Raw genomic sequence first — 17,970 nt, 5'->3', positions numbered from 1 at the left:
CAATCAACCACAAATTTCTGAATAAATGGTTAAATTTTTGTAATATTCGCTCTTTACACGATAATAAGGCATGATTAAGTCGTCCGATCTCACTCTTTCAGCTAGTTTGCTCACTCTTTCACGAAATACCAAATAAATACAGGGCATTTTTAGTGGTTATTTGGGCAATTTCCTCGATTTCAACACCTTTAATCTGGGCAGCGGCCTCAGCTACTAGTCTCACATGTGCGGACTCATTCCTCTTCCCTCTAAATGGATGCGGAGTCAGATAAGGGGAGTCTGTTTCAATCAATAATCGATCCATTGGTACCTTCGCCAACACCTCTTTTGGTTGTTTGGCATTTTTGAACGTAATCGGACCACCAAATGACAAATGAAATCCCATATCAAGGCATACTTTAGCTGTTTCCCAACTACCAGAGTAGGAGTGCATGATGCCCCCAACTTCACTTGCCTTTTCCTCGCGTAGAATTCTAACAATATCTTCATGTGCATCGCGATTATGAATGACAATCGGCATCTTTAATTCACGGGCTAGTCCAATTTGCTGGCGAAGTACCCGCTGTTGTATATCCTTAGGCGATGTATCCCAATGATAGTCCAATCCGATCTCACCGATGGCTACCACTTTCTCATGTTTACAAAGGGATGCAATCCATTCCAAATCCCCCTCTTCCATCGTGATCGCATCTACTGGATGCCAACCTACTGCCGCATAAATAAAGTCATATTTCTCAGCCAATTCCATCGTTGTAGGGATCGTATCTCGATTAAAACCAATATTAACCATTTTCCCTACACCATCTTCAACTGCGCGCGCAATAACCTCTTCACGATCTTCGTCGAATTGTGGTGCGTCTAGATGAGTATGTGTGTCGAACAACATCATATATATAATCTCCTTTTATAATTGCAATTTCCAAGTGGAAGCGGCTTCGCTAGGCGCGAAGTATCATTTGCAGGCGAACGCTTACGCTTCTACAGGACCATTCCGTCCCACTTCGCTATATTCTGCATTTTTAATTATTTCTACACGTACTGATTTTGACTTAAAACATCAATAATCTTTGAAAATACGAGCAACCGAAGGGGAAAACGACGATAATGCAGCCTCTATCTTCTGTTCAGGGTAATATAAGCGGAACTTACCGCGTTGGAGACCACTTATGGAACGTACAATATCCGACACTTCAGATATTTCCATTAGCTTTTCTTGTCGATCTAGTAATATAATTTGCTTCTGACTAGCTTCATCACCCGAGTGAAATACATCATAAGGAAGATCGCTTGGAGAATCAATAATTAGATCATATTGGGGATTCAGTCCACTTTGATAGAACTGCTGGCGAATCTCATGAATCATATCTCTATCAAGTGGTTCCAACTCTACATATTTATACAGTCTGCGATGCATGAAGCGGCTACAGAGCTCGCTAAGTATGGGATCCTTTTCCGAGGTCCACTGCATAAATGCAGTCTGGATAAGAGCCTCATCTAATTTTAAATACTCCTCAACACTCACTTCATCCTTAAATAAACTAACCAATGGCTTCATCATAAATTCAAAATAATATCCACTAATGTATAGCTCCTTAGCACGTAGAAAAATAAGTCTCAGAATGATTTCTGAGCTACGTGTCACAGGATGGAAATACACTTGCCAATACATTTGATATCTAGCCATAAGATAATCTTCAACAGCATGCATTCCTGATTCTTTCACAACGATTCGCCCATGATGAGGTCTTAACATTCGTATAATTCGATCGACATCGATTGTACCGTAATTTACCCCAGTATAGTATGCGTCACGTAACAAATAATCCATGCGATCCGCATCAAGTGCACTGGATACGAGATTGACAACGATAGGTTTATGATAGGTTTTTGCAATAACAGAGGCAACCTTTTCTGCAAATCCATGCTCAACCTGACTTAAGATATCATGTATATGCGTATCTCCCATAATAATCCGAACTGTCCATTCTTCGTGATTCATATGAAATGCCTCTTCTATAGAATGGGAGAATGGTCCATGCCCAACATCATGAAGTAGCGCAGCACAAAGTGTGACTAATTTCTCTTCCTTCGGCCAATCAGAATAATTATTTCTTTCAAATAATGAAATAATTTGTCTTGTAATTTCATATACGCCTAGCGAATGTGAGAAGCGGCTATGTTCAGCTCCATGAAACGTTAGATAAGATGTTCCTAATTGACGTATACGACGTAAACGCTGAAACTCGGCTGTATTGATCAATCTCCAAATGGTTGTATCCTGCACATGTATATAATTGTGAACTGGATCTTTAAATACCTTTTCTTCATTTAAAGGTTGCATCATATCGTTTTCCACTCCTTTGGTATACTACTTATACTTAAATAATGTCGTTTAATGTCGAATAAAGTCGTATGTTTTAGCGTCAACTACCCATTTAATTTAAGACTCATTTTTTATAATTAAGTTATGTAACATCATACACGACAACATTTCTCTAATCATTTGTGAAATTTAGTTCTAATCTTATGTTGACTAAACTGGTAATGCTTGGTACTATTAATATCATAAAAGTAGGAACTATGTCGAATCATGACATTGTTAAACACACGTTCGAGAGGGGCAAGACTTAATATGATGAAATCTACTGGAATTGTAAGAAAAGTCGATGAACTGGGACGGGTTGTCATTCCAATTGAATTACGCCGTACATTAGGCATTGGTGAGAAGGACGCTCTAGAGATCTACGTTGATGGTGAACGAATTATTCTGAAGAAATATGAGCCGGCATGCATCTTCTGTGGCAACGCCGACAACGTTATTTACTTTAAAGGGAAAATAGTTTGTAATGAATGTGTCTCAGATATCCCAACACCTGTGACAAACTAAGAAAAATAGGTTATACTAGGAATAATTAAATTGTTAATTCAAACCTTTATTATATCTCCTTAATGTCTTCCTAAGCTTTGTCTCAAAGCTTGTGGGAGGCATCTTTTTTATATAAGGAAGGACTGTCGCTCATGACCTGACAGTTCTTCCTTATATTCTTGAACAAGTTATTCTACAAGAGGTAGTTCAAAAAGTCATCTTTTGATCACGAAGTTATAGCAGGAGGCTTATTCGACATCGAATCTTCTCGGTGCTGAAGAGCTTACTTTTTGAGCTCGTATTATAACAAGGCATTATAAATATCTCGTTTCGATACGCCGCGATCTGTAGCAGTTCTCTTCATCGCATCTTTCCGGGATTCTCCATCCCGCTCATAGCGTGTCACATGCTCTTCCAAAGACAACTCCTGCCACCAAGCATCCTTCCGCTTCTGCTCTTCTTCCTGACTTGCCCCTTCCACAACTAACACATATTCTCCAATTGGTGGGTGTTCACCCAGCCATGTTAGACATTCCTCTATACTGCCGCGTACCATTTCTTCATATCTTTTCGTCAATTCACGTGCAAGCACAATCCGGCGATCACCTAGAAATTCTAGCAGGAATCCTAACGTCTTGATAACCCGATGTGGTGACTCGTAGAATAATAACGTTCCTTGTGCGTACTGCACAGAAGATAGTACTACCTGAACATCCTTACGCTCTCGAGGTAGAAACCCAGCAAAGGTAAACCGCTCTGTTGGAAGACCTGACACAATTAATGCTGATAAAGCAGCATTCGCACCTGGAATGGGGACTACTGGAATTCCCTCAGCAATAGCTAACTGTACAAGCTCTGAACCAGGATCAGAAATGGCTGGTAGACCAGCATCACTGACCAATGCTAAATTTTTTCCTTCTATTATATACCGAATTAATTCTGGCCCACTTGCGGCCTTATTATGTTCGTGATAACTAAATAAAAGCTGAGGTAAGATTTCAAAGTGAGTCAATAATTTACGTGTCTGACGTGTATCTTCTGCTGCAATAATATCACATTCCTTTAATACTCTTACTGCACGAAAAGTCATGTCCTCTAAATTCCCAATGGGTGTTCCTACAAGATACAACACTCCGCTACTACGTGACGTTTCTCCTTGAAAGCTACTTTGTTTCGTTATACTCATACTTCACCTTCTTTTGATCCATAGTAAATTTCCAATAGTTCAGGACAATATTCATTCTGCTCGTTATACACGATAAGTGGAGGTAGAATTCGCACCTCTGGCTTTCCATCTCGTAATGCTTCAATTAATACCATGTTAGCCTCTACATTAACACGGGGATGAACGAATCGAATTCGCTTCGGTTCAAGACGATACTGCCGCATAAGGCTCATTAGGTCACCTAAGCGTTGAGGTTTATGAACCATGCTAATCTTTCCACCTGGACGTACTAGCCTTGAACATGCCTGCAATACATCCTCTAATGTACAATGGATCTCGTGACGTGCTATGGCTTGATGTGAATTAACCTTAATATCACTACCATTCAATGGCATATAAGGCGGATTGACGGTAATCGCATCATAGATACCATGTCCAGTCTCTTTATAAAGATCACGTAAATCACCTTCGCGAATCACAATGGAGTCTTCTAGTCCGTTCAGTTGGACGCTACGACGCGCCATATCGGCAAGTCTGGGTTGTATTTCAATACCTTCTATTGAAGCCTTGCTTCGAGTCGTTAACAGTATAGGAATAACGCCATTTCCTGTACATAAGTCTAATATTCGCCCTCTGGGAGGAACACTTGCAAATCGAGCTAATAAAACGGCATCCATAGAGAAACTGAATACTTCATCGCTCTGAATAATCTGTAAATTATGCGTTAATAAATCATCAACTCTTTCTGATTCTTGCAGGATAACATTATTTATACTCATACACCCAGTCCTTACATCGTTATTTGAAAATAAACGGCTTCGCCGTTCTTCGCTTATGCGAGGAAGGGCCGTTTGTCCAAAAATATAGGAAATAAAAGCAATAAAAACTTATACTTTCCTATATTTCAAAAAAAACCGTAGGCAAATTCCCTACGGCGCAACATTGTTATTTGTTCAAAAAGGAAAGACAGAACAGACAGTCACCTTCCGTTCGCAAATGCCCATAATAGACATTACAAATATGGAAGCCTTCATGATATAATCTTGCAAGGTTATCATATCCCTCTCCCACCACATCTTCTGGTACGACATGCTGATGCGGTATAGGAGACATGTCTCCTTCTTCCTTCAGTTGAGCTTCTCGTTTCAGTATAATACGAAGCCGCTCATTCTCTAAAGCTAGTCGATTATTCTCTTCTAATAGCTCTTTAACAAGTGATTTCAAATCACCTAAGTCATTGTGCAGATGATCCACTTGTCCTTCCATATCCTGTATGCGCTGAAATACATTCTTTTTCTCCATATTTCCACCCCGAACAGTAACCTATTATGGTCTACTTGATGACAACGTCATCTATTGGAAGTTCCTTAACTTTGCCAATCTCGAACAATTGTACGTGAACACTTCGGCTGCCAGCATTAATCCCCACTACTTTACCATCTCCTAATGAGGTAACAACTATCTTACCTATGGAAGGTAATTCTTCTCTTACGCTTTCATAGTTATCATGCTCAAACTTAAGGCAACACATGAGTCTTCCACACAACCCTGAAATTTTGCTTGGGTTCAACGATAATCGCTGATCCTTCGCCATCTTAATAGATACGGGTTCGAAATCACCGAGCCAAGATGAACAGCATAGAATTCGTCCACATGGACCAATTCCCCCTAACATTTTGGCTTCATCTCGAACACCAATTTGTCTTAGCTCAATTCTAGTTCTGAAGATACTTGCCAAGTCCTTAACAAGTTCCCGGAAATCCACTCTTCCTTCAGCAGTGAAATAAAATATAATTTTGTTTCTATCAAAAGTAAATTCTACATCCACAAGCTTCATCTTGAGTTCATGTTCCCGAACTTTATTTAAACAGGTTGCAAACGCATCCTTTGCTGCCTGTTGATTCTCTTCAACAATACTTGCATCAGAATCACTGGCGATACGAATGACTTTCTTCAGTGGCAGTACCACATCAGATTCGCCCACCTCTTTCTTTCCAATAACAACCTTTCCGTACTCAATCCCTCGCGCTGTCTCAACGATCACGTGATGGTCCTTTGTAATAGGAAAGTCCAATGGATCGAAATAATAGATTTTGCCGGCCTTTTTAAACCGGACACCCACTACGCTGTACAAAGACTAACCCCCCTACCCTTACTAGATAATAATCCTGAGGTCCACGATCATCAACCTAGACCAATCAAGAATTGTTCCAGACAGAGTTGTCCATTCACATTATAGCGCAGCTTCTTCTTCCCTTCCGCTGCCAGATCCATATAAGAGACCCATTGCGCATGACTTCGTGAAGATGCATGTGTTGACAAAAATTCTATCTGATCTATAAATACGATACTTTCATGCCTATCATATTGCACATGCAGCATATCTTTGAACCACAAATGAAACAAGTTGAAAAGAATATCTAGATGTTCTGAGAGTCCTGATTTGAAGAGTTTCGTTCCCGCCGTAATAAGAGACGTACTTCCTCTACTCATTGACTCCTTTCCTAATTGTAACACTACGTTTCTAATTTCTGCAAACCAATTCTGCTCTAAGAGCTCCCTACATCCTTCCAAGCCAGAAGATAAATGGACTGCACAACGAACTAATGATGAAGGATATCCTTCATGAACAAGCACCTCAAGCATCATTGTCGGGCTTACAGGTCTAAAGGGAACCCGCTGAGACCTCGATTGAATGGTTGGAAGCAATGCTTGTACATTCTCTGATATCAGAATGGCTACAGCAGGAATAGGTGGTTCTTCTAGAAACTTAAGTAAGCTGTTGGCCGCCTGATTGGTCATCGTATCGGCCTGGTCAATAATATATACTTTCGGATTTCTCGATTCCGAACGATAGGAAAAGACCCGCTGTAATCCACGGATCTGGTCAATTTTGATAGATGCGCCATCAGGAATGATGAGGTGTAAATCTGGATGATTACCATGTTCAACTTTACGACATTCCAGACAAATTCCACAGGCGTTATCTTTACTTTCCGTACAGAATATCGTCTGGGCAAAGGCACGTGCCGTTGTCATCTGACCACATCCCGCTGGTCCAGTAAACAGGTACGCATGACTCACAGCATCTCGACGCAGTCCATTCTGAAGCATTTGTAGCGCCGCATCTTGTCCTACAATATCATTAAAAGACATAAATCATAAATCCTCTTTTCCTGAAGTATAGTCTTCACACTATACTCTTATCCTTAGTCATAGACTTAAATTGATCAGCATTCCACGAATTTCTCCCATTTGTTGCAGAAGAGCTATTTTACCCTCTTCACTCTCTAACAATTCATCAGCCATCGCTAATAAAGCTGAATCCAACTCATCTATTAATTTGTAACGTTTCCCGCGTCCACGTCGATCCCAACCTCTTGTTTCCTTCATGGTGACACCGCGACGAACCGTATCTTCTAAAAATCGCTTAACCATCAATCGATATATCTTCAGCTCGCGAATCGTCATCGATCTTGCTAGACGATCTCCTTGCATCTGAATTTCTCTAAACCGTCGACTAAGTTCCTCCTGTGACGCATGTTGGCCCTGTTGTTGAATAACATCAGAGAAAGACTTCTGTTGAACAATCTTTGTGTTCCCATCTGTGATAGGCACCTCGCTTTTAAAGGGCCTAAAACCTGGATTTACTTTCAATGGAATCGCCTGCCTTCATGATAGATCCCGTTACCCTTGACGGTACGTATTCTGTGTGAAATACACAACTTCCTCTATTTAGAAATGTTCAAAACGGTCTACTGGCATCACAAACACGGTCGCCCCGCCCACTTGAACTTCTACTGGAAGAGGTAAATACGAATCTGTCGTTCCACTCATTGGAGTCACTGGAGTGACAAGTTGTTCACGAACCTTACAGCTCTTATTAATGACACTCATGACAGCATCGATTTGTCCGTCATCGACTCCAATCATAAATGTCGTATTTCCTGCACGTAAGAATCCACCTGTGCTCGCTAGTTTTGTTGCACGAAAGTTAGCCTTAACTAGTTCTCCTGACAGTCTATTGCTGTCTTTATCCTGTACGATCGCAATGATTAATTTCATCTTGATTTCCTCCTCATTATAAATAGAGTTCTTCTCATAAACTGAAGATTTGCGGAGTAACCTATTCTTTCATCTCTTAATCTATATTATTTGACAAAGAACCCGTAAATTCCTTTAAAATACCCTTTTCCATTTCATAAATCAGTTCATTTACAACCTGCGTTGGTGTCTGCTTCGCATCAATAGTTATGATACGGTGGGGATTCTGCTTAGCAATAATGTGATAGCCCTCTCGTACCTTATAATGAAACTCCATCTTCTCTAGATCCAATCGGTTCACTTCCCGCTCCTTGCTTGCCGCTATACGTGCTAAACCTACCTCGGGATCAACGTCTAAGTAAAAGGTTATATCCGGCATGAGAGAATCAATCGCGAATTGATTAATACTCCATACTTCATCCATACCTAAACCTCTGGCGTATCCTTGATAAGCAAGACTGCTATCTACGAAACGGTCGCAAAGAACGACTTTTCCTGCTTCTAGAGCTGGTTTCACCTTTTCCACTAAATGTTGGCGGCGAGCAGCAGCGTATAATAATGCCTCTGTCCGAGCATCCATCGCTGTATGTTGCGTATCCAGAATAACATCTCTAATCCTCTCGGATATTTCAATACCGCCTGGTTCCCGCGTCAGGATGTAGGGAATGGACTGGCTTTCTAGGTAGGAGCTTATCTTTCCAAGAACGGTTGTTTTACCAGATCCCTCTCCACCCTCAAAGGTTATAAACTTACCTCTAATATTCATGAATATTCCTGCTTTCTATCATTCTTGAAGACCATAATGTGGTGCAAGTCAGGATCTGTCGCCGCATGACACTTGGCTCCCGCCGCTTCTAGAGCAAGTAGTCGTTCATACGATTGTGCGGTGATGACCTCGCCCGAATATAACATAGGTATTCCTGGTGGATAGGGAATAATCATCTCAGCCGCTACTCTACCTGCACACTGATCTAGAGGGATACTCTCGACAGCATCAGCAGACACAGGCTGCAGACTAAAGGGGACTACTGTCGAAACAGATTCCTGTATAATGTTCCACGTGAAAAATTCGACACCATCCTTCATGACATGCACATTATGTTGATTATCATAGGCATCTACCCCTGATATAGATATATGCTGAAGGGCACCTAAAAGGTGCTTAGCGTCCTCCAAAGTGGACCCCAAGCTGAAGAGTAAGACGACGTACTGTTCGTCGCTCATCTCGGGAATGCAGCCGCGCGCTTCTAGCTGGCGCTGCAGTTCGTACCCACCCAAGGCCCCTGTGCTGTCATAAATGACTGCTTTGAAGGGGTCTTGAGTGGCGTATGCGCCCGCCATAAGCGTAGCTGGCGGCGCATCATGTCCCGCCGCGGCAGCGTCGGCGGGACACTTCGGCTGCTGCAGCGGTTGCAGCAGCGTAAAGCGCGGGAGCTCCGCGAGTCCGCGCTTGAAGGCACTCACGGCGGCGAGCCCCGCCGTGAATGTGGCCGCGCCGCCCAAGTGGAGCTGGCGGCGTGCCAGGTCGAGCGAAGCCATCACGGGGTATGATGGGCTAGAGCTCTGGACCATTGCTAGCCGCTGGCGTAGCAACGCACGGTCAAGCCTTGGGCCCTGCACATGTAGCATAGAGCCCATCGTGAGAGCAGATAGCATCTTGTGCGTCGATTGTACTACACCATCTGCACCGCAGGATAGAGCGCTTGCTGGCAGATTTGGATGCTGCCCATAATGCGCACCATGGGCCTCATCCACCAATAGCGGCACACCGTATTGATGGCAAGTCTCTGCTATTGGCGTAATATCTATGCCCATACCATAGTAGTTGGGCATCGTAAGTAACACGCCTTTGGCATGAGGATAAGCCGCTAGCGTAGCGGCAACAATTGCCACCGTGGGGGCTGTCGCAAGCCCACTGATTGGATCTATCTGTGGTTGTAAGAATACCGCATTCGCGCCGGCTAGCATTAGACCATGTAACACCGATTTATGTACATTCCGTTGCACTAGTAGAATATCACCAGGCGTCGTACATACGGTGAGAATCAAAGCCACATTTCCGACCGTGCTCCCCCCTACAAGAAAATAACTCTCCTCCGCACCGAAACAATCTGCCGCAAGTTGTTGGGCCTCTTGAATGACACCCTCAGGATGATGAAGATCATCGGTTCCTGTAATCTCTGTTACATCGATCTCCATCACCTCTGACAACATTCCCGCTCCCCCGATGGAAGCGTAGGCTTGGCCATTCTTATGACCAGGAACATGAAAGGAGCTTTCCTTCTTCTTTCTATAATCAAGCAACGCCTCATAGATCGGTGCCTTTGCCTTATTCAAACCATCCGCATTTGGAATTCCATTCCGAACCTGTTTTAACTCGCGTTGTATAGGCATGAATCATCCGATTCCTTCCCATGTGATGTGTATTCTATCTCTATTTTATCTTAATTCAAACGTGGCGCAAATTCCTACTCTTCCTAGCGTCATATCCTTAGTACTCATCTATTATCTCATAAACTTCCCAATGTAGGTCAAAAAAAGAGTAGCCATAGGCCACTCTTGGTTTTTCGAACATCAACTAATGTTGGCCTGCATGCTAATTCTTCTCATTTGATGAATAAAATATTGATACTTTTCTTCCCCCGCATTCGTATGCACCATTTCCGATTCGCAAGATTCACAAATGAATTGAGATACGATACATATCCCCTCCTCTTTGCCTTGCCCGCAAATAATACAGACGTGTTCGGTATGATTCTCCATCATCCATCCCACCTTGTCCCTTTTCCTATCAGTATGAACTAGTTTCTATTATTTTAAACCGTTTCATAGAACTTTATAGAGGTTATTCAAAAAGCCATCTTTTTGAACTCGCACCTACGTTATCACCTGTACCCCTATATATGTATTCCAATATAGCCGCGGTGGTGCCTATCCCTTAATTTATCTTTACAAATAGTCTATTAAAGCCGATATATTACTTATAGATGATCTCAAGGGGGTTAGTGTACTATATGGTAGAGGAACTCGGCTCAAGCGCTACTTTTTATCAATATAAACTTATCAAAAAAATTTTACTTTCAAAAAAAATGAACATTATCTATTGGATCATTCCCTATATTGTAGCCATCTTAGTGATGATATTGGTCTCTTGGACTAGCATCTTTTATTTTTTATTAGCTGCTCCTATTGTGCTTTGGATTCAATATGTCATTTCACGCTCGGCATTGTTAATCGTAGGGTCCCGTTACCACAAGCGATGGGCGTTCTCCAGAAAATCCCCATGGTTAGGATACATGCCTAATCAATTCATTGGCTACTCTCTATTTCGTAAAATAAATTCAATCACGATGTGGATCGGTTTATGTCTATTTGCTATTCTCGCCTTTTGGTCGCCCCTCTCGTTTACTATAGGTATGCTATTCTGGCATCTATGGTTTCTGTTACCTCGGCTTTATACCATTATAAGTCTATCTGGGCAGCGAAAAGATGGGATGATCAAATTTAACCCTCAAGATATTTCCTACTATAAACAGTGAGTCCACCTGCTTAGGGTACATATTTCAACAAATAGAAGCGGTTGCCCTTCCCTTTTAAAGGCGGCACCCGCTTCAACGGAAATAAAAAGCACCCTATAGAATAGACTTTTTAAAACGTCTATTCTATAGGGTGCTTTTCTTAATGATAAGAATGAAATCAAGAGTCCTCTTCTTCTATTTAACTTCCAAACTTCTCACCGTTGATTTATCACTGACTTTAGGCATCATAATCACCAAATAATCATCAAGTATAGTAACCTGTACTACTTTATTATCCTTTTTAAACACACGAACTACATCTTCCTGATCTTCCTCTTCCTCTACCCATCCCCACTCACTAATCGCCTCTAAATAGGCTGTTGGGAACAGATCATCTTCCTTAAGTCCTGGCAAAGAGTAATTCGCCACATTCATTTCTAAATTGATTGTAGAACGATCTCTCTGATTGGCTTCCTTAGGTACAGGAAAGCTCTTCTCATTTGCTGCAGCTTCAAAGGATGTCCAAGAAGGCTTGGTACTCCCACATCCTGAAAGAAAAACTGTTATTATACACAACAGAACGAGAGCGTGCAGCCATGCTTTTAGACGCATGAATGTCCTCCTTACTTCAATTCGCGATCCACGCGAAAGTATCGTATTCCGCTCTGTAGATGCTATCCCCAATGGATACAAATTATAATAGTTCTTAATTATACTTTATTATTATACTTGGAAGACTATAACCAACGGTTACAGAACTGTTACATTTTTTCCAACCTTTATCTCATAAGACTTCCAGCCTAGCTAGTTACATTCCCTTCATAACCGAGCTGTCTTTCCTTCATTTTCCCCCGATACATTTCTGGTGTGCAACCAACAGTCTGCTTAAATATACGACTAAAATGGGGTAAGTGCTTAAACCCGGATTGTTTACTTACCTCCGTAACCGAACGTTCTGGGTTTAGCCAGAACAATAATCTAGCTTGATTAATTCGCCGATCTGACAAGTATTTAAAGATTGTAGTACCTGTCATATCTTTAAATAGAGTTGCCAAATAATGCTTATTCAAATGTAACCCTTGGGAGATTTCACCCATTTCCATCTCATGCATATAATGCTCTTCGATATAAGTTAGAATATGCTGTACATGTTTCTCTTTATCGGAACGTAATTTACCTTCCATCACTTTAGTTCGGCATAAATTAGCAACCATATATAATAGATCGCATAGTCGTAAAATAAATCTTTCCATACCGTATCCAGCCTGCATACGATTCAGGGAATCCATCTGAGAGAGTAACGACTCAAATTCTTGCCTTTCTGATTCAGATAATGAGATTCGACAGTTACGGAGTTCCTCAAAGGGCAGAATCAATTGAGTTGCCATAGCATCCTGTAAATATTTACCTAACATAGATGGTTCGAAGTGAATGATCGTTCGGATGTAAGGTATGTCTGGGGCAGGGTTAGGCTTATGTAATGTCATTCCATGCATTAATATTAAATCACCTGGATCAAGTACGTAGACTCGATCCCCAATAAGGTACGTACACTGCCCCTCATGGAAATAATACACTTCATAGCATGTATGTGAATGAAATCCTTCTCTATCATCTGAATCTTCAAGAGGTTTCTCAGAACGATGACTAAAACTAAAGGGATGCCCCATTTGAGAGGAATATGACATGAACAACCACCTCCTATCTCTTCAAATTAACTCTATTCTATCATGGAGTCATTTCAAGAAGATATCGCTGCGATGACGGATTGTCCTTACGATCAGGGTTGCCCTCTAATCTCTTGATTTGATTCCAAGGTTGAACCACTTATATTCACTTAAAAACGCTGTAAGCAGATTTATCTACTTACAGCGTTCGTTAGGTCTTCCTTATTAATAATCAATTGGATGCTCAATTTTCAATGTCGAGTCAGATTCCTAATATATTCCGTGATTAAAAGATGGGTTTATGAACTTCCTCTTATACCAATGTCACAGCATCTCTTTGGGCAATTAAACATAGTTCCGCTGCCTTAAAGGCATGAGCTTGCGTCATGGCATACTCTGTCCGTGCTATACAGTCCTTGATTAACTCCCCGAAGAATGGGAAACCAACCTGACCGTGAACACCAAATCGATACTCGCCTTCATGATTAACCAGATATACCTGATCCCCTTGTGAATCCCGAGCTATGTCTGTATACTTTCTCAATTCAATGTATCCATCCGTTCCGAGAATGGTCGTACGTCCATCCCCCCACGTTCCAAGACCATCAGGTGTGAACCAATCAACGCGGAAATAATTCGCGGCACCATTATCGCCAACAAGCATCGCATCACCGAAATCCTCCAGTTCTGGATACTCTGGATGATTATAATTTCCAATTCGGCTGTGAGACACCTTCGCATTCTTACATGAAGCAAAAGATAGAAACTGCTCAATCTGATGGCTACCAATATCACATAGAATGCCACCATATTGATCATGATTGAAGAACCAGTCCGGACGAGACTTTGCATTTAAACGATGTGGCCCGGTGCCCATCACTTGAATGACTCTACCAATGGCTCCATCCTTAATCAACTGACTAGCATACACAGCGCTTTCAACATGCAATCGTTCGCTATAATAGACCATATACTTACATCCAGTCTTCCCAACCTGAGCCTTAGCTGCCTCTAACTGTGCTAACGTCGTAAATGGGGCCTTATCTGTAAAGTAATCTTTGCCATGCCCCATGACACGAACGCCCAACGCTCCACGTTCAGAAGGAATCGCTGCACTAGCAACTAACCTTACTTCTTCATCTTCTAGTACTTGTGATTCGGATACGGCGACTTTCACATCCGGAAATACATTACAAAATGCCTTCACCTTACTCTCATCGGGGTCATAGACCCATTTCAGAGTTGCGCCAGCTTCAATAAGTCCATGACACATCCCGTAAATATGTCCATGATCCAAAGCAACAGCACTTATAATAAACTCACCAGGTCCACATACTGCCTTTGGCTTCTGACTCTTCGGTGCATAGAACATTCCATCCTGAGATGCCATATTTTCTTCTCCCCTTTTACTCTTTTCGCAAATATCGTTCATACGATCTTTTGGAAGTACTTATCTTTATACTACACCTATTTTAACTAGGTACTGTTCAATGGTACGCTATCTAAAGGACCTAACTCCCAAACGTATTAGAGATATCCACAGGCGGCTTGTTCGTAACAGATTCTTTATTTTTATCCACAGTGGATGAATTAATCTTTTCCTGAAGTTTCTCTAGAAATAATTCCTCATCGATCGGTAATGTAACCCAATCATCCATCCATGTGGATAAGTACATCGCATTAGACAGCGTTAATCCTTTTATACCTTCCTCACCAGGAGCTAATAGCGGGGTACCCTCAGTAATACTTTCGATCCAATTCGTAATAATACCAGGATGTCCTGACTCCTTGCCTGTAATAGGAATATCACACTTCCAGCATTCAGGCTCTCCGAAGCCACCTGTATACCTTTCATTGAACTCTTTCTCCGATTCCCTTAGACGCCAGAATGTCAATTGACCATCCTCAATAACAATCTTGCCACGATCACCTGTAATCTCTAAGCGATTCGTACCTGGTGCTTCGCCTGTCGTCGTTACAAAGACGCCCGTAGCTCCATTAGCATACTCAACATATGCTGTTACGTCATCTTCAACCTCTATCTTTCTATACTTTCCAAAAGAACAAAATGCTCGTACTCTAACAGGCATCATACCGATTGTCCATTGCCATAAATCAAGCTGATGGGGGTCTTGATTAATCAGAACACCTCCACCCTCACCACTCCAAGTAGCCCGCCATCCACCTGAATCATAGTAACTTTGAGAGCGATACCAATTTGTGATAATCCAATTCGTCCGACGAACTTCACCCAGCTCACCTGAAGAGATTAGATCTTTTAACTTCTGATATAGTGGATTTGTACGTTGATTGTACATGATCGCGAATACTTTACCACTCTTTGCAGCAGCTTCATTCATCTCTCGTACTTGCTTCGTATATACTCCAGCAGGCTTTTCAATGAGCACATGAAGTCCACGCTTAAACGCCTCAATGGCTTGCTCAGAGTGATTGTAATGAGGGGTAGCGACAATGACAGCATCGATCGTACCTGAGTCCATCATTTCTCCAGCATCACGGAAGCAGAGTACTGAATCTGGTAAATGCTCCTTACTCCATTCCTCTGCCGACTCCAACACATCACATACAGCTGTCAAAATAGCATTTGGAATAGAACCTGATGCCAGAGTACGAGCATGCACAGTACCCATATTCCCAATTCCGATAATTCCTACCCTTACTTTATCCAACTGACTCTCCCCTTTGGCTACAATTTACTTTTAAGGTCTCTGAATAGATCTGCTGCATGTTCCAGCATCTGTTTCGATTCATACGTTCCACTGAAATCTTCAATACCTACATACCCTTCATAGCCGACAGAATGTAAATCTTTCATTACCTCAAGCCATGGAACAATTCCCTTATCAATTTGGGTCCATACGCCTTCCCAATTAGCCTCACCAGGTCGAATAGGTTCATTCCCTTTCACTGGTGCCCAGAGCGCATTCTTAATATGTACATGAGCCAAATAGGGACCTAACAGCTCAAGACCCATCCTATAATTCTCAAATCCTTCATACACCATATTACCTGGATCATACAGTACACCTATATGTGTAGGATCGAATGATTGTACCAATCGATGAGCTAGACTTGCACTAGGTGCGATCGTTACGTGATGTGTCTCAATCATTGCTTTTACATCATATTGCTGTGCATATTCCTGCACTTGAGAAAGATAACGTGTTGCTGAACTATATAAATCACCATAAGGAGTACTTCGATCATAACTAGGAACACCAACTCGAACCAACGAAGCACCTAAGCGTGAAGCAGCTTGGAAGGCCTTCTCTGTTGCCTGGAGATCTAAATCATTTAAATAAGGAACTAGAGCAATTGATTTTAAATGATAGGCCGACGCCACATCTACGCATTCAGAAGTATCCTCCTCCCATCTTTCAGGATCAATAGAACAACGATTATGCCGCCAAAAGGATGGTGCTTCTTCTAATGCATCATCAGGAATCCCTTTGAAACGCCATTCTATTCCCTCAATTCCTGTAGCAGATGCTATGGCACCCAACTCACGCGGGGTCAAATCAGGTACAGATACAGTAAATACTGATAATTTCACTTATTTCATCTCCTCTAGCTATCTATTTATATTAAGTGTAGCACGAATACTGACACAATATCGTCCTATGGAGAAAGAGATCACTCACAGTTAAAGTATTCGCTTCATACACCATTCTCATATAAACATTCCTCTAAAAACGCAAAGAAAAACCACCATTGATATAAATCAACAGTGGTTCTTATGCTTGGCGACGTCCTACTCTCCCAGGACCCTGCGGTCCAAGTACCATCGGCGCTGGAGGGCTTAACGGTCCTGTTCGGGATGGGTACGTGTGGAACCCCTCCGCTATCGCCACCAAAGCCAACGAATAGATAATTAGTTGTAGAAAGGACAGTTAGTTTGAAGGAAAAGTAGCTATAGTGAGTTTTAGTTGCAGTAAGCGTAGTTAAATGTTGCAATTCGCAAATAAGTAATGATTTTCAAGTAATTAAGTGTAGATTTACAACTAGATCAGAACCTAAAGCAATTTAGCCGAATTTAGTTGTAGTTTGTGCAACTGCATGGTGAGTTAGGGGAAGTGTTGGGAATGAAGTCTAGCGGTTGGAGCGAGTTGATGGATTGTGGGCTGAGGTGCAGTCGTTGGGTAGCTGAGGAATTGGGTAGCAGTGGTCGAAGCGCAGAAAAATGAAGCCTTGAGCCGCTGTAGAAAATTAAATAAATAATTAGTTGTAGAAAGGGCAGTTAGTTTGAAGGAAAAGTAGCTATAGTGAGTTTTAGTTGCAGAAAGGACAGTTAAATGTTGCGATTTGCGGATAAGTGGTGATTTTCAAGTAATTAAGTGTAGATTTGCAACTAGATTGGCGTCAGAAGCAATTTAGCTGAATTTAACTGTACTATGTGCAACTACTGCATCAGGAGGTACTGATGATTGGAGTTGGTGAGTGGTACTGGATGGTGCGCGGGACAAATGGGAAGTTGATGGTTGATGGTTGATGGTTGATGGTTGGTGGTTGGTGGTTGGTGGTTGGTGGTTAAAGTACGCTGGGTGAAGTGGTGGATAGAACTCCTTAATACTTATACAGCTTTAAACACAAAAGAAAAACCACCGTTGATCGAAATCAACAGTGGTTCTTATGCTTGGCGACGTCCTACTCTCCCAGGACCCTGCGGTCCAAGTACCATCGGCGCTGGAG

Annotated in this window: 19 protein-coding genes and 1 rRNA gene; 2 read left to right on the top strand and 18 right to left on the bottom strand. The window is 41.9% G+C overall.

Annotated elements, in window-relative coordinates:
* Nucleotides 1-118: 118 nt before the first annotated feature.
* Both AC1TO9_RS23470 and AC1TO9_RS23465 read right to left on the bottom strand, forming a co-directional pair.
* Nucleotides 119-889 (bottom strand): TatD family hydrolase, encoded by a 771-nt coding sequence (locus AC1TO9_RS23470; protein ID WP_482057714.1) that lies wholly within the window; start codon nt 887-889, stop codon nt 119-121.
* 168 nt (nt 890-1,057) lie between these two features.
* Nucleotides 1,058-2,344, bottom strand: coding sequence for an HD domain-containing protein (locus tag AC1TO9_RS23465; protein WP_482057715.1), 1,287 nt, complete (start codon nt 2,342-2,344; stop codon nt 1,058-1,060).
* 288 nt (nt 2,345-2,632) lie between these two features.
* Between AC1TO9_RS23465 and AC1TO9_RS23460 the strand changes: the two genes are divergently transcribed.
* Complete coding sequence (locus tag AC1TO9_RS23460; RefSeq protein WP_438348324.1) at nt 2,633-2,887, top strand: AbrB/MazE/SpoVT family DNA-binding domain-containing protein; 255 nt, start codon at nt 2,633-2,635, stop codon at nt 2,885-2,887.
* A 280-nt stretch (nt 2,888-3,167) separates the two neighbouring features.
* Here AC1TO9_RS23460 and rsmI read toward each other — a convergent pair whose 3' ends face one another.
* The 10 genes from rsmI to AC1TO9_RS23410 form a co-directional block, all read right to left on the bottom strand.
* On the bottom strand, nt 3,168-4,052 hold the full coding sequence (gene rsmI, locus AC1TO9_RS23455; RefSeq protein WP_482057716.1) for a 16S rRNA (cytidine(1402)-2'-O)-methyltransferase: 885 nt from the start codon (nt 4,050-4,052) through the stop codon (nt 3,168-3,170).
* Complete coding sequence (locus tag AC1TO9_RS23450) at nt 4,049-4,810, bottom strand: tRNA1(Val) (adenine(37)-N6)-methyltransferase (protein ID WP_482057717.1); 762 nt, start codon at nt 4,808-4,810, stop codon at nt 4,049-4,051. The genes rsmI and AC1TO9_RS23450 overlap by 4 nt, the downstream gene beginning before the upstream one ends.
* Nucleotides 4,811-4,976: 166 nt before the next feature.
* Complete coding sequence (yabA, locus tag AC1TO9_RS23445; protein ID WP_482057718.1) at nt 4,977-5,333, bottom strand: DNA replication initiation control protein YabA; 357 nt, start codon at nt 5,331-5,333, stop codon at nt 4,977-4,979.
* A gap of 31 nt (nt 5,334-5,364) precedes the next feature.
* The gene (locus AC1TO9_RS23440) at nt 5,365-6,165 is read right to left on the bottom strand and encodes a PSP1 domain-containing protein (RefSeq protein WP_482057719.1); all 801 of its coding nucleotides are present in this window, start codon (nt 6,163-6,165) and stop codon (nt 5,365-5,367) included.
* A 50-nt stretch (nt 6,166-6,215) separates the two neighbouring features.
* Nucleotides 6,216-7,187, bottom strand: a complete 972-nt coding sequence (gene holB / locus AC1TO9_RS23435; RefSeq protein WP_482057720.1) for a DNA polymerase III subunit delta' — start codon at nt 7,185-7,187, stop codon at nt 6,216-6,218.
* 57 nt (nt 7,188-7,244) lie between these two features.
* Entirely contained in the window at nt 7,245-7,688 is a 444-nt protein-coding gene (locus tag AC1TO9_RS23430) for a YaaR family protein (RefSeq protein ID WP_482057721.1), read from the bottom strand.
* 78 nt (nt 7,689-7,766) lie between these two features.
* Nucleotides 7,767-8,096, bottom strand: coding sequence for a cyclic-di-AMP receptor (locus tag AC1TO9_RS23425; RefSeq protein ID WP_438348331.1), 330 nt, complete (start codon nt 8,094-8,096; stop codon nt 7,767-7,769).
* A gap of 76 nt (nt 8,097-8,172) precedes the next feature.
* On the bottom strand, nt 8,173-8,841 hold the full coding sequence (gene tmk, locus AC1TO9_RS23420) for a dTMP kinase (RefSeq protein WP_482060672.1): 669 nt from the start codon (nt 8,839-8,841) through the stop codon (nt 8,173-8,175).
* Nucleotides 8,838-10,469, bottom strand: a complete 1,632-nt coding sequence (locus AC1TO9_RS23415; RefSeq protein WP_482060671.1) for an aminotransferase class I/II-fold pyridoxal phosphate-dependent enzyme — start codon at nt 10,467-10,469, stop codon at nt 8,838-8,840. The genes tmk and AC1TO9_RS23415 overlap by 4 nt, the downstream gene beginning before the upstream one ends.
* Nucleotides 10,470-10,649: 180 nt before the next feature.
* Nucleotides 10,650-10,841: a sigma factor G inhibitor Gin gene (locus AC1TO9_RS23410; RefSeq protein WP_482060670.1), complete on the bottom strand. Its 192-nt coding sequence runs from the start codon at nt 10,839-10,841 to the stop codon at nt 10,650-10,652.
* 248 nt (nt 10,842-11,089) lie between these two features.
* On the opposite strand from AC1TO9_RS23410, the gene AC1TO9_RS23405 reads away from it, so the two are divergent.
* The gene (locus AC1TO9_RS23405; RefSeq protein ID WP_482060669.1) at nt 11,090-11,614 is read left to right on the top strand and encodes a hypothetical protein; all 525 of its coding nucleotides are present in this window, start codon (nt 11,090-11,092) and stop codon (nt 11,612-11,614) included.
* A 174-nt stretch (nt 11,615-11,788) separates the two neighbouring features.
* Here AC1TO9_RS23405 and AC1TO9_RS23400 read toward each other — a convergent pair whose 3' ends face one another.
* The 6 genes from AC1TO9_RS23400 to rrf all read right to left on the bottom strand — a co-directional run bounded on the left by AC1TO9_RS23400 (nt 11,789) and on the right by rrf (nt 17,136).
* The gene (locus AC1TO9_RS23400) at nt 11,789-12,205 is read right to left on the bottom strand and encodes a hypothetical protein (RefSeq protein ID WP_482060668.1); all 417 of its coding nucleotides are present in this window, start codon (nt 12,203-12,205) and stop codon (nt 11,789-11,791) included.
* 188 nt (nt 12,206-12,393) lie between these two features.
* The gene (locus tag AC1TO9_RS23395; RefSeq protein WP_482060667.1) at nt 12,394-13,281 is read right to left on the bottom strand and encodes an AraC family transcriptional regulator; all 888 of its coding nucleotides are present in this window, start codon (nt 13,279-13,281) and stop codon (nt 12,394-12,396) included.
* A gap of 292 nt (nt 13,282-13,573) precedes the next feature.
* Nucleotides 13,574-14,650 (bottom strand): Gfo/Idh/MocA family protein, encoded by a 1,077-nt coding sequence (locus AC1TO9_RS23390; RefSeq protein ID WP_482060666.1) that lies wholly within the window; start codon nt 14,648-14,650, stop codon nt 13,574-13,576.
* Nucleotides 14,651-14,771: 121 nt separating this feature from the next.
* Complete coding sequence (locus AC1TO9_RS23385) at nt 14,772-15,950, bottom strand: Gfo/Idh/MocA family protein (RefSeq protein WP_482060665.1); 1,179 nt, start codon at nt 15,948-15,950, stop codon at nt 14,772-14,774.
* Between the two features lie 17 nt (nt 15,951-15,967).
* On the bottom strand, nt 15,968-16,834 hold the full coding sequence (locus AC1TO9_RS23380) for a sugar phosphate isomerase/epimerase family protein (RefSeq protein WP_482060664.1): 867 nt from the start codon (nt 16,832-16,834) through the stop codon (nt 15,968-15,970).
* Nucleotides 16,835-17,019: 185 nt separating this feature from the next.
* A 5S ribosomal RNA gene (gene rrf / locus AC1TO9_RS23375) occupies nt 17,020-17,136 on the bottom strand.
* Nucleotides 17,137-17,970: the final 834 nt, after the last annotated feature.

The organism is Paenibacillus sp. Y916 (assembly GCF_056786435.1).
Note: the sequence above shows the minus strand (reverse complement) of the source record. Positions and strands in the feature narration are given on the sequence as shown.